Raw genomic sequence first — 24201 nt, forward strand, 5'->3', positions numbered from 1 at the left:
TGTATGAAAGATCGGCCAGGCATGGACGCTAGCCTTGCGGTACGCCCAAAGTGAGAAGTCAGGCACCTTTGAGGGAAAGAGACGATATGATACTAGATGAGTGTTGAAGGGTGTTGGAATAAGAGTGGAAAGTAGGTGAAGGATGGATGCAGAGGCCCAAGGTAGCGGTCGTTACACCGGGCTCTTTTGTTATACCTTCGCCCCGCAGCAGTTCTGTGGAGCGGGTCATTGCCTGTATTGTACCACTAGCCAGCCATGAGCTTCAGGCACAGATCTATGGGATTAGGGGAGTAGAGGCACCGGATCATGGAGACGTGGACGGAGTCCCGTGCATGCGTTATACGCAAGGGTCAGGTTATATTCCCGAGGTGATTGCTGACTTGAAGAGGTGGTCACCTGCAGTAGTAGATGTACACAACCGCCCGACTGCCGCGTATGCCATTCGCGAGGCTTTGCCCGATAGCCGAGTGGTGCTGACCCTGCATTCGACCACTTTCATCCGCGAGCCCCATCTCAAACGGGAGGACGTGGGCAGACTGCTACTGCCGTTGGATCGGATTATCGTGAACAGTGCCTATTTGGGGGCAATCGTGGCCGCCGACACTCCTGCTGTCGTTAGGGAACGCATCGTCGTAAACAAGCTGGGTATTCATCCCGGTGATTTCCTGCCACGCCGGACTCCGGTGGGAGAAGCAGTCAGAGCGGCGCGATTGGACGATTTTGGCTGGTCAGGTCGACGAATCGTGCTATACGCAGGCAGATTAATGCCGGGGAAGGGCGTTCACCGGCTGCTCAAGGCTCTGCGCCGGGTGGTCCGCGCGTGTCCGGATGTGCTGCTGCTCATTGCAGGCAGCGCCTTTTACGGTCACGACCGCCTCACGTCATATACGGCTTCGTTGCATCGGCAGATGCGTAAACTAAGATTGGGGAAGCACGTCCAATTTCTGGACTATGTCCCCCATCCGGCGTTGGCCTCGCTATATCAGCTAGCCGACGTGACTGTCGTTCCTTCAGTGGAGGATGAAGCCTTCGGGCTGGTCAATCTGGAAGCTATGGCGGCAGAAGTGCCCGTGGTTGCTTCCCGTGTCGGCGGTATTCCGGAGGTTGTACGACACGGCGAGACGGGCTGGCTTGTTAATCCATCCCCCGGTGAAAGGGAAATGGCCACGGCCATCATTGGACTGCTCCGGCAGACCGACTTGCGGCGACGGATGGGAGAAGCTGGGCTTGGTGAGGTGCGGAGACGGTTTTTATGGCAGCATTCAGCACATCGCTGGACGCAAATTATGCTGGACTGTGTAACTGAGTGACGTGGGCGCCCTTATGCGCATAGGCTAACTTATAGGCATCAGCCATGATTCCCAGCCGGGTGAATGAAGCGGAGCGACCGCTTATTCACTCCGTGCCAAAGGAGCGGTCATCATGAACCATCGCACGAACCCTAGCCCTAAGGATAAAAAAATAGCACGGCGTAACCTTTCCAATACAGTTCCCTCTCCCCGTGTAAGCAAGGAGAAACCTGCTTTGCCTGCTGGCAGTCACAGAACCACTCAGCGTGGAACGGCAAGTGCAGCTGTCCCTGTAGAGAAGGATCCCCCGGTTCAAGCTATAGAGGAAGCAGCATGGAAAAAGCATAAGCTTCCCAAAACGCTGGAGGAAGCGATGCAGATGAATCGAGCATCTGTGCTGCTGTTGTCTGTGCCTGAGTCAGATACCGAATACGGAACGGGTAATGACATGACGTCTATGAAGGTGGAAGATCAGAACGAGCAAGATTCGTTGCTGGATTGTTCCATAACCAGTATTCATATTGCGGAAGGAAGACAGCGTCCAAAGCAGCGAATGCAATTGCCTGAGCAAGATCTAGCTTTTCACAATGAAAAAGAATTAGGTCGGAATGCCATTCACGATGGCTCACCGACCAATGACAGGACTACGGACAGTAAAGCGACTTCACCCCAATTTGGCAGCATTTCTTTTTATCTACCTGCACAGGCGGTTACAATTGAAGTAAACGTTGTGTTTGAGAAGCCCTTTATAGACACACAATATGCAATCACCGCTAATGCGAGCGTACCGGGAGTGACGGTATCTGTTACACAGCGACAGAGGTATTCGGCAGTGCTTACAGTGGAACGCAGACAATCGGGTCAGATATGTGAGGGATGGATTCTCTGGATTGCGATGGGGACATCATAGGAAGCTGGGGATGTAAGTTGCACATCAACGTCATCATGGAAAAAGGCGTCCCATAGTTGGACGCCGTATACATAAGGGCGGAGGCGGTATCGCGGTGGAGAAGCTAGAAGGGAAGTAAGATAATTGGCGAAGGCATTATAATACATATACACAGCTTTTGTTTATGGTAATGTTAGAACACCTCAGACACTGAAACAGGAATGAAAAAACGCCATTCTTTCCTATAATTATAAGGAAAGAACAGCGTTTTTTTTACTTCTGTTTAATAGGCAGAGCATAATAGCCAAAAGCTAAATCGAGCAAGGCGCTCGCTTCTTGACGAAGCAATAAATTCTTTGGACGGAAGGTAAAGGAGCCATCAGTATTGATGTTGGTATCCGGGTCTACGATTCCTTGAGAGGCAAGTGCCTGAATGGACTGGACCGCCCAGGCATCCGCAGCGTCGAGCAATTTCACCTGAGTGGCTTGGTCAGGTTGAATCTGCTTCAAATTTTGAATCATGGTTGCTGCAACTTGTCGGGTAATCGGAGTGGCACGGTCATATCTTGGTATGCCTACTATGAGTTGCTTCTTGATTTTTTCGATTTCGTCTGGGAAAGTGTACCCTCCGTGTGCAAGTAACAAGGCGTCAGCAAATTCCCCTTGTGTCATCGTGCCCATTGGATTAAATAGATTACCTGTTTTAGCATTCATGATCTCTAAAGCATGAAGATTGTCTATATGGCTTCTATATTTACTCTTTTGCGGGACGTCTGCAAAAGGTGGTTTGATAGGACTGGTGTAATAAAAATATGTGATTTCTCCAGCCTTGTTTTTCTGGAAAGCGAGCTTGTTTCCTTCTGCATCTTCAAACAACAATGGGCGAATCATTTTGAGTACTTGTTTTCCAGCTGTTTCATCTTCCATGACCAACGCCCCATTCTCATAGGAAAAGTGGGTACGAATCGCGAATACACGTGTATTTTGATATAGACCCACGTATTTTTGCGCTTCTTTTTCTTCTAACTGGTGGTATGTTGGTTTCTTCACAGTGATAGTTCGAGGGAAATAATGATCCATGAACGCATCGTACATATCTAGACTCATCATGGAATCATTATTGTAAGACATGAAAAATGCGGTTTTTTGTTCAGGCACCAAAACCATCAACAAAGAATGTCCCGGCATGTTTCCGCCTTTTAATACCATATGTTACGATTTCTTCATCTCCAAACTTCCCATTCTGTAGCTGCATAATCATGTACTTTGACATGTCTTCTCCAATGGACAAAATGCTTCTTTGTGGTCCATCAGTTGGGGCGTGCCCATATGTTGGATGAGGATCGCCAGTGGGACCGTAATGTGTAGCCATTCTCTTGAGAAGGTCAGACGTAAAGCGCACACTGGTAGACTTCATGCCTAATGGTTTAAAAATATTCTTTTCCATCATGGACGACGGCAAAACTTGAACCGTTCACATTGTACTTCTTCATTTTTTCCGCGAACAACGGATCAGCAAAAGATTCTACTTCTTTTGCGTTATTGGGAGCTTTCGTCATTTGAATATTGGCCGTGGATGTCGATGGTTTTAATTCTCCAACTTCTAAGGATTATTGGGAACACGCAGAAATCATGCTGGTAGAAATGTCGACTCACCCGTGTATGAACCGAGTGTAGCAAGCGGCAAGTCATAGTAGCTAGTGACCTTTCGTCTTCTAATGCATGACATAAAAAAGAGCTTAGTACAGCTTGTTTTATAGTCATGACCTACAAATATGACACTTTGACACTACCGTATGTGACAGATAACAAGTTAGATTCGAAGGGCAATTCATAACGTATTAGCAAATAAAATAAAGAGTAGGAGAGAATCAAATGACGAAAGAATCAGCTCGCAAAAGGTTGCAAGATTTCTACTTTTTGTTGTTTACCTTTGGGTCTGGACTGTTTTATTTTTGTTTCTATTTGGTCAGCATTACATTTGCGTTGGGGATGACGGTTATCTTCGTGGGCATTCCCTTGTTGGCGTGTGTGTTGCGAACAACTCACACGTTTGTCCAATATGAACGCATTCAGACGAAGGTTTATACGGATATATCGATAGAGCCAATCCCGACAAGGACAAACAGTGGAAGGGATAAATGGATGAAAGCGAGAGAAGCCATTCTTAATAGTAGCAATTGGAGGGCCGTTTTTTGGCTTATGCAGAAATTTTTTATTGGGGTGATTAGCCTTATATGTGCCGTTATATTGTACATAGCTCCGCTCGTAATTATCGTTACACCGATACTTTTTCAACATCTTGATATATACTTATGGGGATTCGCTGTAGATTCATGGGAAAAGGCTATATGTGTCATGCTCGCTGGGTGTATTCTCGTCTGGATCAATACTCGCATTGGAAACAGCTTAGTTCAAATAGTCGGAATGTACACGCATTCCATGTTTAAAGCTATTAAGAGGTGATAATTTGTTTACAACCTGGAAACAATGGCTCTGGTATGACTGGTTATTGCTTTGTATACGTTTTGTCATCTGGGTTTCATTGATGATAACTACTATCCAACACCAAGACCATTTAACTGTGCCCCTTTGGATCATCGTTCTTTGGGAAATTGCCGCATTTTCAATACCTTGGATTTGTTTAATGTTCAGTTATCGCTACTATCTGCTTACTGAGATGGTTTTGTTTGGCGGAGTGTGCTTCTACTTAACCTTATTATTTCCGGCGGCATATCTTGCATTTTTAATGCCAACTTTCATGATCGCGGCAAATAGTGCTCATAAATCATTCCGTTGGTCGGGTTCTATCACAGTTGTTTTGTTTCCATTGCTCATTGCAATATTTTCCCCAGGAACAGATCTATGGGCGATTATCCCACTCGGTCTGGCTTTTGCGATGGGATTTTCCTTTCACTTACTAGCTTCTAATTACCGCCAAAATGAAATTATACGCAATCAGAAGCTTGTGCTGGAACAGTACCTATCTCAGATTGAGCAGATTACTTTGTTAGAGGAGCGCGATAGACTTTCCAAAGATTTGCATGATACGATGGGGCATTCCTATACCTCGATCATTATGGGGTTGGAAATATTGCGTACGGAATTAGCAACAAAAGATGGGGAGCAGAAAATCGACACATTATTGCAATTAGCCCGTAACAGTATGGAGGAAGTGAGAGCCTATTTGCATCAAATAGATTCACCACAAGAATCGCTTCCCTTGACTGTTACTTTGCAACAATTAGCAGAGGAGTTCCAGAAACATGCAAAAGTAAATGTACGCACTCGAATAATAGGGGAAGAGTACATGGTCTCCAAACAAGCGAAAATGACGCTTTATCGGAGCTTGCAGGAATCGCTGACTAATGCCGTGCGCCACGGACAATCCACCGAAATCATTGTGTCACTGCATTTTGAGCCGCAACAGACGAGATTGGATGTGCAGGATAATGGCGGCGGAGTGGAGGAGTGGAAGGATGGCTTCGGATTAACTGCAATGAAAGAACGTGCGACACAGTTACAAGGGAGAGTCACTGTATACTCCGAAAAAGGTGAAGGGACGTTCATCTCATGTGTGTTACCCAGACTTGTACAATTGTCCGATGAACGAATCCGCTTGTGTATCGTCGATGATCATTCGTTTATCCGAGACAGTCTCCATACAATCTTGGACGGACAGGAGGACTTGCAGGTAGTGGGGGTGGCTGAAGATGGGGAGCAAGCTGTGGAATTGTGCAGAAGCCTGAATCCGGATTTGATATTAATGGATTTGGAGATGCCCAATCAGGATGGGATTCGTGCGACCCAAATAATTAAGGAAACATGGCCTGACATTCGCGTCCTCATCCTGTCAACGTTTCAGGATACAGAGAGGGCGAAGGAAATCATGCGAAGCGGCGCTGACGGCTATTTGCTGAAATCCATAGAATCGCGTGAACTGGCTGAAACGATTCGCCTCGTCTATCGGGGAGGCACGGTAATAAACCAAGATTTGTTCCATAAAATGTGGGACGAAAATGATGAAGAAGAGTCAGTCGGACCATGGTCAGATGGAGAAGAGTATGGCTTAACGAAACGCGAACTAGAGGTTTTGAATCTTTTGTCTCAAGGAAACCGTTATAAAACAATTTCTGAGAAACTTTACCTATCCAACGGCACCGTAAGAAATTACGCTTCCACTCTCTATGACAAGCTGGGAGTCAATAATCGAGAAGAAGCCGTGCAAAAAGCAAGAGATGCCGGATTACTTTTGTAAGAACTGTTTAAGTCCAAGATAAATGGACAAGAAAAGGGCGCCCCTTTGAGGGGGCGCCATACATAAGGGGGGAGGGGTGCAGACTTGTACACTGCACCCCTAATTCGTCCTTTGCATGCGTAGGCAGTTGACAGTTGTACAACGACCAAGATCTATGGACGAGGATATTGAGGGGATCGTTATCTGATTTAGTTAACACCTACAGCGTCAAAAGATTTGGCAGCTGCGGTAGCTTGTGCCGAGTTCGCACCGTAGAGATCTTTTGCAGCTTGTATAACAGCAGCGCGTGCGTTGGAGAATTCAGAAGAAGAAGTCAGATAGTTCGTAAAGGCACTATAGTAAATTTGGACCGCTGCGTCGCGACCAATTCCATTTACAGTTACGCCATGGAAGGTACCACCTTGTGCCAGCAAATAATATGCTTTATTAATAATGCCGCTGTTGGTATGAACGCCACCGTTATCCGAGCTACCTGTATACAAGTCGGAATAATGGTCTGGTTGATCGTACAGGGTAGGATTGGACATGGAGCGCAGAGCATCACCCGAAATGCTTGGTGTATAAATATCGTCGCCTACCAGCCAGTTTTTACGCTGGATGTCATTGCCGATAATGTCTGAGAAGGCCTCGTTCAATGCACCGGATTCACCGTAATATTCCAAATTGGAAGTATACTCTGTAACACCGTGTGTGAGTTCATGACCAACCACATCAGGGTCACCACTGAAAGCGATAAATGTGGAGCCATCCCCGTCACCATAAGTCATTTGGGAGCCGTTCCAGAAGGCATTGTTGTAGCGGCTGCCGTAATGGACTGTTGAACGGAGTTGCAGGCCACGACCGTCGATGCTGTTGCGTCCAAATTTGCTCTTATAGTAATCATAGGTTTTGGCCGCATAAGCATGGGCATCCACGCCGGCCGGATCATTCCATACGTTATCGGCATCGGTCAGAATGCTGCCTGGGATGCTTTGACGGTTGGAGGCCGTGTAAGTCACGATTCCGTTACCGCGTGTTGTATCTCTTAACTGATAGCTGCTGCCGGAAGCGGTAGTGGTGAACGATTTGGTATCACCAAGCACACCTTTACCTGTGCCTGTCGCTTTCTTAATGATGTCATACTGGAATACGATTTTGCCATCATTGGCGTCAATGATGTAGCGTGTACGCAGCGGCGCAGGCTCCAAAATATTAACTTCTGTCACATAAACCAGCTGCAATGTGTCGCCCTTAGGATAGAAGTACAGCTCAGCTTTAGGATCTACCTCTGGTTGCAGATTAGCGATTTTGGCAATGGAATTTGGCTCTGCCTCTACCGCTTCGATTTTGCTATCTTTCAGTTCAGCCGCTTTCTCAAGACTAAGCTTGTCTTGTTCAATAGAGGTCGTTTTATCGTTGTTAGCTGCTTCGGCGTAAGTGTCTTTGCTAACACTGCTTTGCTCCTCAGCATCTTTAGAAATCGTATCATCGGAGGTAGGGAGGGCTTGTACCCGTGTAGCTGCCTCCTGATATGCGGTATAGACCGCTTCAGAAGCGCTGATTTTCGGAGTTGTACCTTGCGTAGCTTCTTCTTGCTGATCCTCAGTAATCACTGCTCCCAGATAAGAGGTGACCTCACCAGATTTACCCACATGAATGGTCTGTTCAGCTCCATATACGGGAATCCCGTTTACATACTGCTTCAGCCGATAATGGCTCACACCGGATTTGTCGCTTGTACGATCAACGATACGGAATTGATCACGGACACTGGAGCTGTCCGTACCCAGCAACGTTTTCTTTTGCCGATTTAAATAGCTCCATACAATGTCGTCACCTGATACCGATGAAGGTGCTTTCCATTGCTCGGTGTGGAAGGTTGGCGTAAGCTGAGCTGGCCCCGTAACGGAACTCTCCGCTGCTGATGCACCAGACGCTACAGACCCTAATAACATAGCTCCTCCAAGAAGCGAAACCCATACTTTTTTCATTAACATTCACTCTCCCCGATTAGTGTCAGGATGAATCATCCTGTATTGATTAGGCATTACGCCAATGAGGTAAGTCGTGTTGTCGTCTGGAACATGAAGAAAATGGAACCTGAAGAAAAATACCGAAGTGTGTTTTCCATGAAGTTTTTCATGAAGCGTGAGTAAAAAGAGGGGACTGCAGGTGAAGAAATAGCTTAAAAGGCGACAAACTCCTCCTTTCCTGTCGTTTATTAGCAGTGGAATAATAGTGGATAATGGAAAAAAGTTGCCCTATGCAAAAAAAACAAATGTTGATTTTTTGAACTCCCATCATCTGGCTCTGATATTAGCACAGAGAATGACGGACGAGAAGATCTATGTCACAAATTTATCCAAAATGATTCTTTAGACCCTAATAACTGATTTATTTAATAGGATTAATTAGTTTTGTAAAATAAAGTCGAAAATTGCTTTGTCGAATAGACTCCACGCTTGCCGTTACACACGGTATTTGGACCGCATAGGTTATGTTGAACTGTCCTAATCACGCTGTCCATCTATACAGCTATAAGGGAGGTGAGACGGGAGCATGAGGAAGCAGAGAAGAGCTGGATTTAAGCTCAATCGCAGGCGGTATACCAGCGCCAATCGTTACTCAAAGTTGTGGCTGCCAGTAAGAGTGCCCAAGCTGAATATGAACCCAATAAGTCCTGTCATTGGGAAGGAAACGGGTGCGGAAAAAGGCGCACAGACAGGTGAGGAGCGGCCGTCCGAACCGTCAGCGAGTGGAAAATTGCTTGTATCTGTCATTATTCCGGCCATGAATGAGCAAAAAACGATCGGAGCTGTTATTCGTGAGGCACGACGTGTCCATCCACATACTGAGGTTATCGTGGTCGAGAACGGATCAAGCGACAGGACGGCGAAGGTGGCACTAGCGGCGGGGGCGCGTGTTATTTCCTTCCCGGAACCGCTGGGACATGATGTGGGCCGTCGGATTGGAGCGGAGGCGGCTTCCGGACAGGTACTGCTTTTTCTGGATGGCGATATCGTCATTCCCTACGTAAGACTCCGACCGTTCATACAGGCCATATGCGCAGGAGCGGATATTGTGCTGAATGATTACCATGGACCCGTGAATCATACGTCGGTACATCCTGTAGTTGATGCAAAGCATGTATTGAATATTTTGTCGAACCGTGCTGATTTAGGAGGGGCATCCATGACGGCTATTCCACATGCCATAAGTCAAAGGGCCTTGAAAAAAATAGGTCTAAAGTCATTGGAGAAGCCTCCTTTATTTCAAGCTATGTCCATCGTCTCCGGGTTGCGAGTGGTGACCGTATATGGAATAGCTGTCGGTAGAATGAATGCGACACGCAAAAAACAGAACGGCAAGGACCCGCTGGTGGATGTGATTGTACAGGATCACCTGGATGCTATTTCCTGGATTACATCACATTTGGGAACCCGTGCGGGATTTATCGATTTGGGGCGCAAACGGATCAGAGACGAGGTGAAACCGTGAGCAGAGAGTATCGCAGAGGGAAACGTGACGATCCAAGTTGGGGGAGCAGACGTGTACAGCGAAGACATGGATCGACCCATTCAATGCACAGCCGCAGGGTAAGGAAACCCGCACCCCGGGGAAAGGGAACGACCGAAGCGAATCTGTCTGAGGTACAAAAAGTTCCTGAGGACATTCTGCTGCAGGGAACAGCAGCAGCCGTGGTTAGTGCCTGCAATGAGGAGTCGACCATTGACCGGGTACTGGGCGAGCTGGAAAAACTTCCGCTTAAGGACATCATTGTCGTTTTGAACGGCTGTACGGACGGCACGCGCTCCATTGTAGCGAAGCATCATCCTGGCGTGACTCTCATCCACATGCCGGATCGGCTTGGGCATGATGTCGGGCGTGCTGTAGGCGCGCGTATGACGCAGGCTGATATCGTGCTGTTTGTGGACGGAGATTTGCCGATTCCAGCGTCTGATTTGCTGCCTTTTCTCCACGCGGTTGATCAGGGAACGGATGTGGCGCTTAACGATCTGGGCAAACATTTACCGCCCTATGCCCAGCAGGACAGCGTAACACGGTGTAAAGGGTTCCTGAACCGCATACTGCGCAGGCCGGATCTTGGAGCAAGCTCATTGACCGCTGTGCCGCACGCCTTGTCACGACGCTCGCTGGATCTGCTTGGTCCGGCCATGCTCGCTGTCCCGCCAAAGGCCCATGCTATGGCGGTGCTGCACGGCATGATGGTGGCAGCCGTACACGCTGTCGACGTCATTAAAACGAACCGCAAGCGAACCTTCAATACCGGCAAAGGAAACGTTATGGAGCAATTGATCGTTGGCGATCATGCGGAGGCACTGACGGCGGTGTTTCAGGTAGCGGGTACTTCCCCGTTCGGCCCCGTTCCCACACGGATAGACGTTGCCAAAGGGAGGAATGCACGATGAGCGTGACGAGCATTATTATCCCGACTTATAATGGTCTGCATCTGCTAAAGCCGTGTATTGAGGCGATTCGGACACATACGCTGGATGTACCTTATGAAATCATTGTAGTAGATAACGCTTCGAATGACGGTACGGATGCTTTTTGTGCAGCCGAGCGGCTGATCAGCGTACGTCTCCCCGAAAACCGGGGGTTTCCGGCAGCTTGTAATACGGGGTTTCGTCTGGCTAGGGGTGACCAGCTCCTCATATTGAACAATGATGTGACGGTTACGCGCGGGTGGCTATCCAATATGCTGGCTGCATTGCAGAGCGAAAGCACGGTGGGACTGGTGGGCCCGGTGACCAATTATGTCAGCGGTATTCAGCAGGTTCACGGATTGGCAGGGGATTTAGCCAGTTGCCTACGGTTTGCGGAGCAAAATAATATAAGTAATCCGTCTAGATGGCAGGAGGTCAAGCGGTTGGTCGGATTTTGTATGCTGTTCCGGCGTGAGCTGGTGGAACGGATCGGATTGCTTGATGAACGGTTTAGTCCCGGACATTATGAGGATGACGATTATTGTCTGCGGGCACGCGTGCATGGCTATAAGCTGCTGATGTGTAATGACTGTTTTGTTTATCACCAGGGAAATGCAAGCTTCTCACGCGCGGAAACTTCCTGGATCGAAGAGCTGATCGAGCGGAACTATCGTTTGTTCATAGAGAAATGGAGCATAGATCCCAGAATGTTCATCGAAACTGGTGACGTTGGGGATTCATGCGCCGAACATGCTGTCGAAGGAGGAGGGAAGATATGAAAGGGGTTATTCTCGCAGGAGGGACCGGATCGCGCCTTCACCCGTTGACTTCATTACTCAACAAGCATCTGCTTCCGGTCGGCAAATATCCCATGATTGTGTATGGTATCGAAAGACTGCGACAGGCTGGAATCACCGATATGCTCCTCATTATTGGCAAACAATCGGCCGGACTGTACACCGATTTCTTGGGCAGCGGCAGCGATTATGGTGTCCAATTGACGTACCGGATTCAAGAAAAGGCGGGCGGCATTGCGGAAGCCCTCGAACTGGCGAGGAGCTATATGCAGTCGGAAGAAAAATTCACTGTTTTGCTAGGTGATAATTTGTTCAAGGAGGACCTGGGACCTGTCATCGAGCGCTTCAAGCAACAGCCTCCGGGGAGCGCCAGAGTGTTGTTGAAAAAGGTGGCAGATGCTCGTCGTTACGGAGTACCGGTGTTTGATCCCGAGCGGCCGGAGAGCATTATAAGGATTGAAGAAAAGCCGCAGAATCCCCAATCCCAATATTGCGTTACTGGTATCTACATGTACGATACTGCCGTGTTCGATAAGATCCGGCAAATTAAGCCTTCGGCACGCGGTGAGCTTGAGATCACGGATGTTAACAGCTGTTATGCCGCTGAGGGCAAGTTGGAATATGATATTTTACGGCGATACTGGAGCGATGCAGGAACCTTTGATTCCCTGCAGGAGGCAGGAGTAAAAATGAAGGGGCTTCTGCCCTGACTCAAATGAAACACCATCCGGCCGGGCCAGGCATATAGTATAGGCATAATGCCACCCGGAGGAGTGAACGGCATGAAACGCCTGAGTATACAAAGGAAACACAGCAAGCGGCTCGGTAAGAAAGGCTATTGGGCAGGACATAAAAGGGGCCAGGAGCAGGGTTGCAGGTTGGGCCAGGCTTCGTTCGGCAAGGTTTTTGAAGGCGTCAGCATTATCATTCCGTCCTGCAATCAGCTTCATCAGCTTCGAGCATGTATTCACTGTATTGAGGAGCATACGATCCATCCTCATGAAATTATTGTGGTGGACTACGGCTCGACGGACGGGACACGCACCTATTTGCTCCGTAAAAGCATCGCTGTGCGTTATGCGCTGCTAAAAAAGGATGTTCGTATGCTGGGCAGTCTGAATCAGGGGCTGATGATGGCCAAAGGCACGACCATTGCGGTACTGGACCCACATGTCATGGTGACCCCCGGCTGGCTGGATCGTTTGCTGGAGTGTTTGTACAGCGATCCGCGGATGGGGGTCGTCGGGCCTGTAACGAATGGACCATTCGGAGAGCAGCAGATTGAGGTTCCTTATATAAATGAAAATGAAGCATATCCATTTGCCTTGACCTACAATATTTCCAACCCGGCCGCATGGCGAGAAACCGAGAGCCTGGCCGGATTTTGTTTACTGCTGCGCAGAGAAACACTGGAAAAAACGGGGTACTGGGACGAAGGCTGTCACAGTGGTCAGGAGGCCACTGCAGATTGGCTGCTGCGTGTTCGCTTGCTGGGGATACGTATGGCAATTGCCGGAGATGCTTTTATCCACTACGCAGAAAGTGATCGGGATACGGCTTATCGTTTTCCCCAGATGACCGTAAAAAACGGTCCAATGGAGGAGAGTAGCCAGAACCGATCCTTTTTTGTCCAAAAGTGGGGGGACATCAATAAGCTGCTTTCCAGTCAGAAACTCGCTGCAGCAGAGCCGGACGGACAGGTATCATCCAGCAAGGAAAGACATGTGTCAGCGGCAAGCTTTTATCCCGTCGGAGTGCTCGTCCAAGGACCATCCGGTGCCGTATTTCGGTTAGAGCGGGGAGGAAGGCGCTTTCTGGATGGAGTTCGTGCTGCGGGAGGAGAATACGTGACCCCTGTTAGAATATCCCAGATAGATCTGTTGGCACTTCCTCGGGTACCGAAGCTGGAGGCCACGGTTTCCGGTGGCGTGGAAGCACCTGTGGCTGTATCAACAGAAGAGTCCATTCCTGTGCTGGCAGCTTCCGAATTGGAGAACATGTCCATGTTCCCCACGCTTAATACCCCGGCTCAATGCAAGCAATGGATTGAGGTGCTGTATGCCGAAGGCAGTCAACTGTATCAAATCGGAGACGGTTGGAAAAGGCCGTTCCTTACTTCCTATGCAGCCATGATCTGGCGGGCGGCTGACTACCGAATTCGATTGTTGTCCCCCGGAGATTTGTCCATTTTGGTGGAGGAGCAGCCCATTATTGCGCCACCTGTGCTGCAGGGGCATCTGTAATGATCGGAATAGGCGCTTTTAGGCGGAACCGACTACTCGCTGCGGCATACGCTGTAGTAGCGGAAAGCCCGTAGTTATTCGTGGGTTCCGCAAGGCGGAGCACATAAAGGAGGGGCTTATGCATAACGAGGTAGATGATTTGCTAATTCATATTTCGCACTCGCAGCAGCAAATGTCAAGGCTGTTGGATGCGGAACGACAGGTGGTCGTGCGTATGGCACAGATCATACATGAACTGCCGGATGAGGAGCCGCGTTTTGACGGAATTCCGGGCATTCTGGAAAGCTCGGGACAAGTAAACAAAAGCATTGTTGCCTACTTGAACGGTATTGCCGATCTTCAGGAAGCAATGGCTGAAATGCTCGTTCGTGTCGTGAAAGAGACGGCATACCCGGAAGAGGAGTAACGTACCAACCGAGGGTAGGGAGTGAACACATGAGTAGGGAAAAAGCAATGATTCATATGCTGGATGCAGCTTCCAAAATGCAACGGAACGTGTCCATGATCCTGGAGGCCAAGGCGGTCGAAGCCGAAAAGATGCGTAATTGGGCGCTGAACCATCTGGAGCCCAACGCATTTGATACCGATGAAGAGCAACTGGGACGGCCACTGGAAGTTCACGAGCAGATGGTGGAAATGTTGGAGGGACTAACCCGCCTTCAGACTGGACTTTGCAGCAATCTCAAGGCATTGCTGGATCAGAATGAAGAGCAGGGTGGCGGAATGGAAGGGATGATGGGAGGAATGGGCTCGGGGGATATGAGCTAATGAGCATGAGGCGTGAACGTGAGATCAAGCTGGATATGCTGGAGTCTATTGCTGCCAGCCAGCACGCCGTCGCCCGGATGCTGAGCAGTCTTGCGGACTTAACGCCCCATGCGGATATGTCAGCTACCCGTCTGGAGGAAACCATTCGGATACTCAGCAACTACCAGGGAAAAATCACGCAAATGCTGGCAGGTATTCCATTAAGACGTCAGGTATATGGGAAACCGACGCAACCATGGCTCCATATCCCTGTTCAAAAAAATGAAGCCATTACGAGAAAACTAAGGAGGAATGAACATGAGTATAAGGTGGGAACGCATCACTCGGAGCAAAGCCCGCAAAAGACGCAGAGATGCCCGGCGTTCCAGCATTCGCAGATTAAAACGGAGAAGAAGACGTCTGCTTGCTCTAAGACGCCGTAGAAGAGGACTTCATCCTACTCGCAGAAGACGTTCTCTTCTACGGCGGCGCAAAAAGTCTCATAATCCAGCGGCAGTCCCTACTGCGGAAAATCCACAGTCCGAGCCTGTAGTGCTGGAGCATGATCCGCAGGCATTTCAGCAGGGGTATGATGCAGCTTACAACGAAGGCTTCAATTCCGGCTTTGCCAAAGGCTATGAAGACGGCCACCAGATTGCATACAAGGCTCAGTAAATAGTGCAGATCATTGAATATTGCTCCCCCGAGGCTAACAGCTTCGGGGTTATTTGCGGTTTGGCAGTTGGACGGGCAAACGCCAATTTTGTCCGGGTAGTGGCAGTCGTCCATGATGCGTTTGACCCCTCCGCATATAGTTTAGGAGTGACAGAAGTTTATCTTACAACAGGACAGGGTGAAGGATGTGAACGATCAACGAAGCGGAAATGAACGCGAAGCATACCGATGCGGCTACCGGGAAGGACGCAGAATGGGCGGTTGCACGGCTGCTCTGTCACAGGTCGTGGCAATACAGCCTGCTGCTCGCCCTTTGAAAGTGTTGTACATTCCGCAAGGCTTCACAGCTATAGACACTGGTGTGCAAGACGCACTAGGCCAAATGTGCAGCACATTTGTCATCGGTACGCCCGCCACGATGCTGGCTGACGCCGAGGCCCACCGCCCCGACCTCGTGCTGGTCATGAACGGGCTGCATATTTTTCCGGCGGATCATCTGGAGCAGGTACAGCAAATACGAGCCTTGGGCATTCGGACGGCCATCTGGTTTGTAGACGATCCCTACTTTACGGAGGATACAGCGTTGATCTGTCAATCCTACGATGTCGTATTTACGCACGAAACGTCCTGCTTGCAGCTTTATCGCGATCAGGGAGTAGCAAGGGTACACTATTTGCCGCTTGCAGCATCAGCCCGTATCTTTTATCCCCGACGGGTAGAACGGGAGCATCAGCATGATGTTTGCTTCATCGGTAATGCCTTCTGGAACCGTGTGAAGCTGTTTGACTACCTCGCTCCCTTTCTTGCGGACAAAAGAGTGCTGATCGTAGGCGGGCACTGGGATCGGCTGACTCGCCGAGATGTGCTGGAACGCTTTATCCGTCCGATTTTTATGGAGCCATGGGAGACCGCTCAATACTATAACGGCTCCAAAATTGTCATCAATATGCACCGCCCGACAGACCGCGGATTGGATAACCGGAATACTCATCAGCTGTCAGCGGAGTCCATCAACCCCCGGACATACGAAATTGCGGCTTGCGGTACGCTTCAAATAACGGACATTCGGAAGGATCTGAGCCGTTATTACCAACCAGGCTATGATATCGAAACCTACTCTGGAGCAGAGGAACTGAAAGTCAAGCTGGACTACTATCTCAAGCATGACTGGGAGCGCGAACGTATGGCCTGGCGCGCGCTGCATACGACCATGCAAAAGCATATGTACTCAAATCGTATGGAAGAATTGCTGGACAAGGCGATGGCCTAGAGTAAATACCAAATACAGTGAGGAGTGAAAGTGATGACGATATCTACGACAGGACCGTATGACCCGGCTGTTCATCAGACGGCGGCAGCCTCTTGGGAAAAGGGAAGAACTGCGGGTCTCCATGACGGCTACGATGAAGGATATCTGCGCGGACGTGCCAACGCGATTGTTGCCCGGACGAAGGCAGTTTTTCCTTTTCGACAAATCCATGTACTGTATGTCGTCTCGGGCAAAGGCCTTCCGTATTCTCCGCTGGATGAGGCGGTCATTAACACGCTGCAAACCATGACGGCTCAGGTTACCGTAACGGACCCGCGCCAGCCGGTAGGAGATATTGCCGCTCAGCTCCGTCCGAATCTGATGCTGTCACTGGATGGGATGGATCTTCCGCTGGAGCAGGTTGCTGCGGTACGCCAGTTGGGCATCCCAACCGCCATCTGGCTCACAGACGATCCTTATTACACCGATACCACGACTAAAATTGTTCCGCATTATGATCATGTATTCACACTGGAAATGAATTGTATAGAGCTGTACCGTCAGTTGGGCTGCTCATCTGTACACTATTTGCCTTTCGGGGCATTTCTGACTCACTATTTTCCGCTCAGCTCGCCTGCTTCGATAAGACGTGAAATCGGCTTTACCGGCTCGGCCTATTGGAATCGCATCTATTTTTTTAATCCGATTATGCCCCAACTCATGGCACGTAACATTAAAATCAATGGAATCTGGTGGGATCGCCTTCCTGATTATCAGTCGTATGGCGACAAAATTGAGCTGGGCCGCTGGATGTCCCCGGTCGAGACCAATGATTCATATAACGGAAGCAAAATCGTGATTAATCTTCATCGTTCTCATCAGGATGATTCGGTGAACAACAACATGCTGAAAATTCCGGGGGCGTCCCCGAATCCGCGCACATTCGAAATTTCTGCCAGCTGCACCTTGCAACTGACGGATACAAGGGATGATCTGGCTCGTTTTTACAAGCCGGGAGAAGAGATTGAGACGTACAGCTCTCAGCAGGAATTACTGGAGAAAGTTGAGTTTTATTTGACACATGAAAAGGAACGCCGTGAGATTGCCCTGCGCGCGCTGGAACGAACCTTGCGGGAGCACACGTATGGTCACCGGATAGACCAGCTGCTGTCGATTGTATTTCCATAATACCAATCGCGCATCTGCTGGTTGCTATTTTAAAGGAGGTGAACTCCGATCAAGCCGAAAATGATGCTATTCAGCCATGTCAGCAACGTCCGTAGTATTACGGGAGCCGAGAAGCTGCTATTGCAATTCTGTTTGGACATTCGTACGTACTTCGACTGCATTCTGGTAACACCTGGTGAAGGGCGGCTGACTACGATTGCCCGCAAGCGCGGGATCACTGTTCAGATTCAGAACCTGTTCATGCTGCACGGCATGTATACCCCATATGAGGGCTTAGCGCAGGATGCGGAGAATTTGCGAAGCCATGTTGCGTATGCACCGTTGTTGCAAATGCTCCAGCAAGCCCGTCCTGATGTGGTGCTGGTCAATACCTGTGTGAACGTTATGCCCGCGATAGCTGCCCAGGAGCTTAATATTCCGGTGATCTGGAAAATAACCGAGGTCATTAACCAGAATGAGCATACGCCAGTCTCTGTTTCCATCATTGAACGTTACAGTCAATGGGTCATCGGCATTTCACAAGCCGTTATGCGCCCTTTGCATGGCGGGGGGCTGACACGTCCGCATACGGTGTTATCACCTTGTCGGGATATGGATATGCCGCCTCCCAAAGAGCATGTGCTGGAACGTAAAAGAAAACGCGAAAAGCTGGGGCTGCGGGATTTTCATATTTGCATTGGTTATATTTCTTCCTTTATCTACGAAGCCAAGGGGCTGCTGCCTTTTGTCCAGATGGCCTTGAAGCTGTGCGAAACCAATTCGCGTTGTCGCTTCTGGATTATCGGCAGCTCGGTAGACTCGGAATATTACGTAAAATGCGTCTCGTTAATCCGCCAATCTCGTTTTAGTCGCCGCTTTCAGTTCAACTCATTTGAGGAGTCTGTGTCGACTGCCTATAGTGCGATGGATATTGTTGTGATCCCCAGTATGGTGGAGGAAGGTTTTGGTCTGACAGCACTGGAAGGGCTGGTTTACGGCAAGCCTGTTGTAGCCTTTGCGCAGGGCGGATTGGTCGAATTGATGGAGTCGACCGGAAACACAGACTTTTTGGTGGAGCCGGGCAACAGCGACATGCTGGCGCAAAAAGTGGGCTATCTGCTTGATCATCCCGGAGAAATACAGCGAATTGGTGTACGTAATAACAGCGCGGCTACGCGTGTTTACGGACCCGACTCCTATCGAGGCAACTTGCATCTCATGGTTAGTCAATGGGTGTGTCATCATCCGCATTGGTTTCCACTGATTCAGCAGCCAGGTGGACCTGTATGGACGAGGGAAGGTGAAGGACTGCGTCAGGTCATCAATATACCTGAGGCGTTTACCAACACAATTCGAGAATTTCCCGAATCGGTGGTTTGTCAGCTGCCTGTGCTGGGGCTGCCGCCGATCGAATATGCGGCCATTCAAGGTTTGCCGCAACCAGTTCCCCCGTTACCTGAGCCACAGCCAGAACCGCGCCGCGGCAAGCGTAGCATTCGCGCAAGATGGTCGAAGGGCCGCAGGCATATCAGACTACGTCATCGCAGGAGCCGTAAGCACAACAGTAGCAGCAATGGCAGGAGTCGCCGCAAGAGCACTCACGGATCCCCCATGTCGCCGAAGCCCAAGCGAAAATCCAAGTCACGGCGACAACAGCTTCATAAGCGAAAGCGAGTCACGCTTAAGGCAGGACGGCATACAAGACAACGGTCCGGGTGAACGTATACCGGACCGTTGAACTGAATATCAAACTGGAGCATAGCCAGCCTGCTGGATGAATCTCATTCATTGAACTCCACAGCTTAGTGAAACAACGACAGCAAAGGTGGGTTCCAAAACTATGAAAATATTGACCGTGCTCGGCACAAGACCGGAAATTATACGGCTCAGCCTAATCATTCCAAAGCTGGACCGACATGCAGATGAACATGTGCTTGTGCATACGGGCCAAAATTACACCGAAAGCCTGAGCGGGCAATTCTTCCGCGAGTTGGGTCTGCGCGCCCCGGATTATGTACTTCAGGAGAAGGCGGGAACGCTGGGCAAACAGCTGTCTGCGATGTATTCGCAGATGGAGGAGATTTTAAACAAGGAACGCCCGGATCATGTGCTACTGCTAGGTGATACGAATAGTGCTTTATGTGCCTTGCTTGCGGAACGTATGGGCTACCCGGTCGTGCATATGGAGGCGGGAAACCGCTGCTATGACCTGGATGTGCCGGAGGAGAAGAACCGCCGTGTCATTGACGCCATTTCTACGATCAATATGCCGTATACGGAGCAAAGCAAGCAGCATCTCATACGGGAGGGTTTTCCGAGTCAACGAATTATACTGACTGGGAATCCGATCTACGAAGTGATGCAGCATTATGAGAAAGAGGTGTCTGGCAGCGACATTTTGAATAAGCTCGGACTGTCGCCGGGGGAATACTTCCTGGTTACTGCCCACAGAGCTGAAAATGTCGACCATCCGCCGCATTTGCTGGCTATTTTGGATGGTCTTAACCGGGTAGCCCGGCAATTCGGGCAGCGGGTCATTTGCAGCATTCATCCTCGCACCGCCGCCCGGATCGCAAGCCATCCGCCGACCCGGCTTGATCCGCTGGTAGAATTCCACGAACCGTTCGGATTTTTTGACTTCGTCTTGCTGGAGCGGCATACCCGCTGTGCTTTGACGGACAGCGGTACCGTACAGGAGGAATGCTGCGTCATGGGCGTGCCGACGGTCACGATGCGCCGGACGACAGAACGGCCGGAAACGGTAGATTGCGGCAGCAATATCGTATCTGGACTCGACGGCGAGGTTATAGCGAACGCGGTAGCCTTAATGACCGGGATGCAGCATAAATGGCAGTGTCCCGCAGGCTATCTGGCGGAAGATGTGTCGGATAAAGTAGTTAAATTTCTGCTTGGAGGGAAACGGCATGTTTGAAAACCAACGTATCTTGGTTACCGGCGGTACCGGCTCTTGGGGGCATGAGCTGGTTACCCAGCTACTGCCGCGTAACCCCAAAGAGGTCATTATCTATTCACGCGGAGAATCGAGCCAGGTTGCCATGAGCAGACAGTTTGAGGATGAACGACTCAGCTTCTGTATTGGGGATATTCGGGATAAGGAGGCGCTGATTACCGCTTGTCAGGGTGTGGACTATGTGTTTCATCTGGCGGCCCTCAAGCACGTGCCTGTCTGCGAGGATCAGCCCTATGAAGCACTCAAGACCAATGTCGTAGGCACCCAAAACGTGATCGAGGCCGCTGTTGCCAATGAGGTGAAAAAAGTCATTTATATATCGACTGACAAGGCCGCTAATCCGTCCAATTTTTACGGCATGACCAAGGCGATTGGAGAAAAACTGATTGTCTACGCCAATCTGCTGAATAGTGATACGCGGTTTGTGACGGTGCGTGGCGGTAATGTATTGGGCACAAACGGTAGCGTGGTGCATCTGTTTCAAAGCCAGATTCGCCAAAAGGGCAAGGTTTCGATTACAGATATGAAAATGACCCGCTTTTTCCTGACCCTGCGTGATGCAATCAGTCTCCTGTTCAAAGCCTCGGTGGAAAGCGTCGGCGGGGAAATTTTTATCATGACCATGCCAACCTGCCGTATTGTGGATCTGGCTGAGGTACTCATTGAGGATTCGGGCGTGGAAAACGTAGAAATTGTAGAACAAGGTGTCCGTCCCGGCGAGAAGATTCATGAGATTTTGATGAGTGATTTCGAAAGCCTGACGACGGTTGTGTATGACGAGCAATATTTAGTCATTCTCCCAACACTAAACATTCCTCAATTAAAAGACCGCTATAGTCAGTGCCCTCCGGTGTCATTCAGCAGCTTTAGCTCGGAGTTCAATCTGATGTCAAAAGAGGAAATTCGAAGCATCCTCCAGAGCGGGGGGTTCATTAAATGAAGCTGCTTGTTTTGGGCGGTAATGGCATGGCAGGCCATGTCCTGGTTGATTACTTTCAACACCAGGGCGGGTATAACGTCTTCTATACCACCCGTGATCCCAAAAATAAAGGCGGTCTGCTGCTGGATGTAAGGGACAGCTTTATGGTGGAGCAATTGGTGCGGAGTGTGCGGCCAGACGTCATCATTAACGCGGTGGGCGTACTGAATCAGTATGCCGGGGAGGATCAGATTACAGCATACCAAATCAATGGGCTGCTGCCGCATCTTCTTCGGCGGACGGCGGACAGCATCGGTGCCCGTCTCATTCATATCAGCACGGATTGCGTATTCGAAGGAAAGCGGGTTCCTGGTTTATACAAGGAGACGGATCAGCCTGATGGGACAAGCGCCTATGCTGTGACGAAAATACTCGGAGAAGTAAAGACGGCAGGGCATCTGACCATTCGCACCTCCATTATCGGTCCGGAAATTCGGACGGGAGGCATTGGTCTGCTGCACTGGTTTTTGCAGCAGAGCGGAGATGTTGACGGGTATCGCCGTGTTTTTTGGAACGGGATCACAACACTGGAATTGGCTAAAGCGATACGGGTGCTTATGAATGAGCCGCTGGATGGGCTCATTCATCTGATTCACCCTGAACCGATCAGCAAGCATGATTTGCTGTTGCTGTTCAAAGACATCTGGAAGAGGGAGGATATTCGGATCGTGCCGAAAGATGAGCCGGTGCAGGATCGGACGCTTCGTTCTACCCGGGCCGATCTGCTCTACGATGTTCCTCACTACAGCATCATGCTGAAGGAGCTGCTGGAATGGACAGAAGCACAGCGGAACCACGTCGACCTGTCATAGTCATTACCGGAGCGGCGGGCTATACCGGGATGCATGCCTGCCGCTATTTTGCAAAGCTCGGCTGGGAGGTGGCGGCGCTGACTCGTACTGTCGCTTCCGCATCAAAGCTGACCTCACTGGCTGGTGATGATGAGAACCTCAGTCCGGATGTCGGCACTCAGGTCTGTATCACGCCTTATGTGTGCGATTTGCTCGACAAGAAACGTCTTGGCGAAGTCATTCGCCAGATTGCTCCAGATTATGTGCTTCATCTGGGCGGTAAAAACTCCGTGCCTGAATCATGGCAAAGTCCACTGCTGTATATGGAATCCAATGTACTGTCCACATTGTATTTGCTGGATGTACTGCGCCCATTCCCAAAAGCTCGAATTGTTGTAGCGGGCTCTCGGCTAAAGACGGCTTTGCAGACTCCGTATCATCCTACGCACCCGTACAGTCTCAGCAAAAGCCTTCAAGAGGCAGTCGCGCTGTCGTGGGGGGCGCTGTTCGATCAATCCGTTATGCTGGCGGAGCCTTGCAACTTGATTGGCCCGGGTCCCTCGACCGGCTTTTGCGCATTACTGGCGGGGTATATCGTTCGGACCGAACGTATGAAAGGACAGTCGGTAACTGAAGCTGCCCCTGCCCCGTTCCGGGTATCTTCCCGACATGCGCAGCGTGATTTTCTCGACGTCCGTGACGCTGTTCGTGCATACGGTGTGCTGCTGGAGCGAGGTGTGCCGGGCCGCATTTACCCGGTCTGCACAGGCAGCATTGTAGAGCTGGGCAATATCGTGGAACGTATGGTTGCACTGGCGAATACATCTGTCCCCATACAATGGGGGGATGCAGCGGAGTCTGCCGTCACGCAGGCATACCGTGCAAAGGAGCTGGAGGACATGGGCTGGAAGCCGACCATACAGCTGGGGCAATCACTAGAGGATATGATTCAATACCGCCGAGCTGGAAAGGAAGAAACGATATGAGACCGAAAGTAACGATTGTCATTCCCTTTTATAACTGTGCATATGTGGCTCAGGCTTTGCAAAGCGCATTGGAGCAAACCTATGGACCGCTTGAGATTATTGTCGTCGATGATGGGTCCACGACACATTCCGAATTGCTTCAGCCCTATCTTCCATATATAGATTATTTGGGCAAATCCAACGGTGGAACAGCCAGCGCACTGAATCATGGTATCAGGCATGCCAGCGGTGAATATATTGCGTGGCTCAGCTCTGACGATACCTACCATAGAGACAAAATTAATAACCAGGTTTCTTTTATGACTGAACATGGCGCTCATATCTCTCACACTAATTTCAATTTCATCAATCAATACAGCCAAATCACAAGCTATCAGGCAGCAGCCGTATTTCCGTCCCTGACGGAGTTTTATCGTTTTTTCCAGCAGGGAAATCCGGTTAATGGATGCACGGTCATGTTTAAAAAGGAGCTGTTCTCACATGTCGGTCTGTTCGATGAATTGCTGCCGTATACCCATGATCTGGATATGTGGTACCGAGTGATGCTGGCGGGATATCCATTTCCTTTTCTGAATGAGTCGCTGGTTAATTATCGCTGGCATGATGAAATGGGGACCAAAAAGCATTGGCCAGACGTTGAGCGGGAATACCGCATCACCCAGGCACGTTATCAGGATCGCTTCAATCAGCTATTGAGCGGTCTGTCTTCTACGTAGAATGGCTTTCTCATTAG

The 24201-nt window shown here is 49.8% G+C and carries 22 protein-coding genes and 1 pseudogene; 21 read left to right on the forward strand and 2 right to left on the reverse strand.

What is annotated here, in order from left to right; translation table 11 throughout:
* Window positions 1-146: 146 nt before the first annotated feature.
* A complete protein-coding gene (locus tag LCF57_RS17235) occupies window positions 147-1310 on the forward strand; it encodes a glycosyltransferase family 4 protein (RefSeq protein WP_226001787.1) in 1164 nt (387 codons plus the stop codon).
* Window positions 1311-1422: 112 nt separating this feature from the next.
* Window positions 1423-2199 (forward strand): WIAG-tail domain, encoded by a 777-nt coding sequence (locus LCF57_RS17240; RefSeq protein ID WP_226001788.1) that lies wholly within the window; start codon window positions 1423-1425, stop codon window positions 2197-2199.
* 252 nt (window positions 2200-2451) lie between these two features.
* On the opposite strand, the pseudogene LCF57_RS17245 reads toward LCF57_RS17240, so the two are convergent.
* Window positions 2452-3812, reverse strand: a pseudogene (locus tag LCF57_RS17245) (S-layer homology domain-containing protein).
* Window positions 3813-4053: 241 nt separating this feature from the next.
* Between LCF57_RS17245 and LCF57_RS17250 the strand changes: the two are divergent.
* Window positions 4054-4644, forward strand: a complete 591-nt coding sequence (locus LCF57_RS17250) for a sensor domain-containing protein (protein ID WP_152379308.1) — start codon at window positions 4054-4056, stop codon at window positions 4642-4644.
* Between the two features lie 4 nt (window positions 4645-4648).
* Window positions 4649-6436: a hybrid sensor histidine kinase/response regulator transcription factor gene (locus LCF57_RS17255; protein WP_226001789.1), complete on the forward strand. Its 1788-nt coding sequence runs from the start codon at window positions 4649-4651 to the stop codon at window positions 6434-6436.
* A gap of 188 nt (window positions 6437-6624) precedes the next feature.
* Here LCF57_RS17255 and LCF57_RS17260 read toward each other — a convergent pair whose 3' ends face one another.
* Entirely contained in the window at window positions 6625-8406 is a 1782-nt protein-coding gene (locus tag LCF57_RS17260) for a M4 family metallopeptidase (RefSeq protein ID WP_226001790.1), read from the reverse strand.
* Between the two features lie 568 nt (window positions 8407-8974).
* On the opposite strand from LCF57_RS17260, the gene LCF57_RS17265 reads away from it, so the two are divergent.
* The 17 genes from LCF57_RS17265 (at window position 8975) to LCF57_RS17340 (ending at window position 24184) form a co-directional block, all read left to right on the forward strand.
* Window positions 8975-9913, forward strand: a complete 939-nt coding sequence (locus LCF57_RS17265) for a glycosyltransferase family 2 protein (RefSeq protein ID WP_226001791.1) — start codon at window positions 8975-8977, stop codon at window positions 9911-9913.
* Window positions 9910-10845: a glycosyltransferase gene (locus LCF57_RS17270; protein ID WP_226001792.1), complete on the forward strand. Its 936-nt coding sequence runs from the start codon at window positions 9910-9912 to the stop codon at window positions 10843-10845. Before LCF57_RS17265 ends, LCF57_RS17270 begins: the two co-directional genes overlap by 4 nt.
* Window positions 10842-11642 carry a glycosyltransferase family 2 protein gene (locus tag LCF57_RS17275; RefSeq protein ID WP_226001793.1) on the forward strand — a complete coding sequence of 267 codons (801 nt, stop codon included), beginning with the start codon at window positions 10842-10844 and terminating at the stop codon, window positions 11640-11642. Before LCF57_RS17270 ends, LCF57_RS17275 begins: the two co-directional genes overlap by 4 nt.
* Window positions 11639-12370: a sugar phosphate nucleotidyltransferase gene (locus tag LCF57_RS17280; RefSeq protein ID WP_226001794.1), complete on the forward strand. Its 732-nt coding sequence runs from the start codon at window positions 11639-11641 to the stop codon at window positions 12368-12370. Before LCF57_RS17275 ends, LCF57_RS17280 begins: the two co-directional genes overlap by 4 nt.
* Before the next feature lie 72 nt (window positions 12371-12442).
* A complete protein-coding gene (locus tag LCF57_RS17285; protein ID WP_226001795.1) occupies window positions 12443-13903 on the forward strand; it encodes a glycosyltransferase family 2 protein in 1461 nt (486 codons plus the stop codon).
* Between the two features lie 118 nt (window positions 13904-14021).
* Window positions 14022-14309, forward strand: coding sequence for a hypothetical protein (locus tag LCF57_RS17290; protein ID WP_025716718.1), 288 nt, complete (start codon window positions 14022-14024; stop codon window positions 14307-14309).
* A gap of 29 nt (window positions 14310-14338) precedes the next feature.
* Entirely contained in the window at window positions 14339-14671 is a 333-nt protein-coding gene (locus tag LCF57_RS17295) for a restriction endonuclease subunit S (protein WP_226001796.1), read from the forward strand.
* A complete protein-coding gene (locus LCF57_RS17300; RefSeq protein ID WP_226001797.1) occupies window positions 14671-15093 on the forward strand; it encodes a hypothetical protein in 423 nt (140 codons plus the stop codon). The genes LCF57_RS17295 and LCF57_RS17300 overlap by 1 nt, the downstream gene beginning before the upstream one ends.
* A 109-nt stretch (window positions 15094-15202) precedes the next feature.
* Complete coding sequence (locus LCF57_RS27615) at window positions 15203-15325, forward strand: hypothetical protein (RefSeq protein WP_264083666.1); 123 nt, start codon at window positions 15203-15205, stop codon at window positions 15323-15325.
* 178 nt (window positions 15326-15503) lie between these two features.
* Window positions 15504-16595 (forward strand): glycosyltransferase, encoded by a 1092-nt coding sequence (locus tag LCF57_RS17305; RefSeq protein ID WP_226001798.1) that lies wholly within the window; start codon window positions 15504-15506, stop codon window positions 16593-16595.
* 33 nt (window positions 16596-16628) lie between these two features.
* Window positions 16629-17762 carry a glycosyltransferase gene (locus LCF57_RS17310; RefSeq protein ID WP_226001799.1) on the forward strand — a complete coding sequence of 378 codons (1134 nt, stop codon included), beginning with the start codon at window positions 16629-16631 and terminating at the stop codon, window positions 17760-17762.
* Window positions 17763-17822: 60 nt separating this feature from the next.
* Window positions 17823-19460, forward strand: a complete 1638-nt coding sequence (locus LCF57_RS17315; protein WP_226001800.1) for a glycosyltransferase — start codon at window positions 17823-17825, stop codon at window positions 19458-19460.
* A gap of 121 nt (window positions 19461-19581) precedes the next feature.
* Window positions 19582-20673 (forward strand): non-hydrolyzing UDP-N-acetylglucosamine 2-epimerase, encoded by a 1092-nt coding sequence (wecB, locus tag LCF57_RS17320; RefSeq protein ID WP_226001801.1) that lies wholly within the window; start codon window positions 19582-19584, stop codon window positions 20671-20673.
* On the forward strand, window positions 20666-21652 hold the full coding sequence (locus tag LCF57_RS17325; protein WP_226001802.1) for a polysaccharide biosynthesis protein: 987 nt from the start codon (window positions 20666-20668) through the stop codon (window positions 21650-21652). The genes wecB and LCF57_RS17325 overlap by 8 nt, the downstream gene beginning before the upstream one ends.
* Window positions 21649-22503, forward strand: a complete 855-nt coding sequence (locus LCF57_RS17330) for a dTDP-4-dehydrorhamnose reductase family protein (protein ID WP_226001803.1) — start codon at window positions 21649-21651, stop codon at window positions 22501-22503. Before LCF57_RS17325 ends, LCF57_RS17330 begins: the two co-directional genes overlap by 4 nt.
* The gene (locus tag LCF57_RS17335; RefSeq protein WP_226001804.1) at window positions 22464-23468 is read left to right on the forward strand and encodes an NAD-dependent epimerase/dehydratase family protein; all 1005 of its coding nucleotides are present in this window, start codon (window positions 22464-22466) and stop codon (window positions 23466-23468) included. The genes LCF57_RS17330 and LCF57_RS17335 overlap by 40 nt, the downstream gene beginning before the upstream one ends.
* Complete coding sequence (locus tag LCF57_RS17340) at window positions 23465-24184, forward strand: glycosyltransferase (protein WP_226001805.1); 720 nt, start codon at window positions 23465-23467, stop codon at window positions 24182-24184. Before LCF57_RS17335 ends, LCF57_RS17340 begins: the two co-directional genes overlap by 4 nt.
* Window positions 24185-24201 lie beyond the last annotated feature (17 nt).

It is taken from the genome of Paenibacillus sp. BJ-4 (assembly GCF_020404765.1).
Taxonomy (GTDB): Bacteria; Bacillota; Bacilli; order Paenibacillales; family Paenibacillaceae; genus Paenibacillus.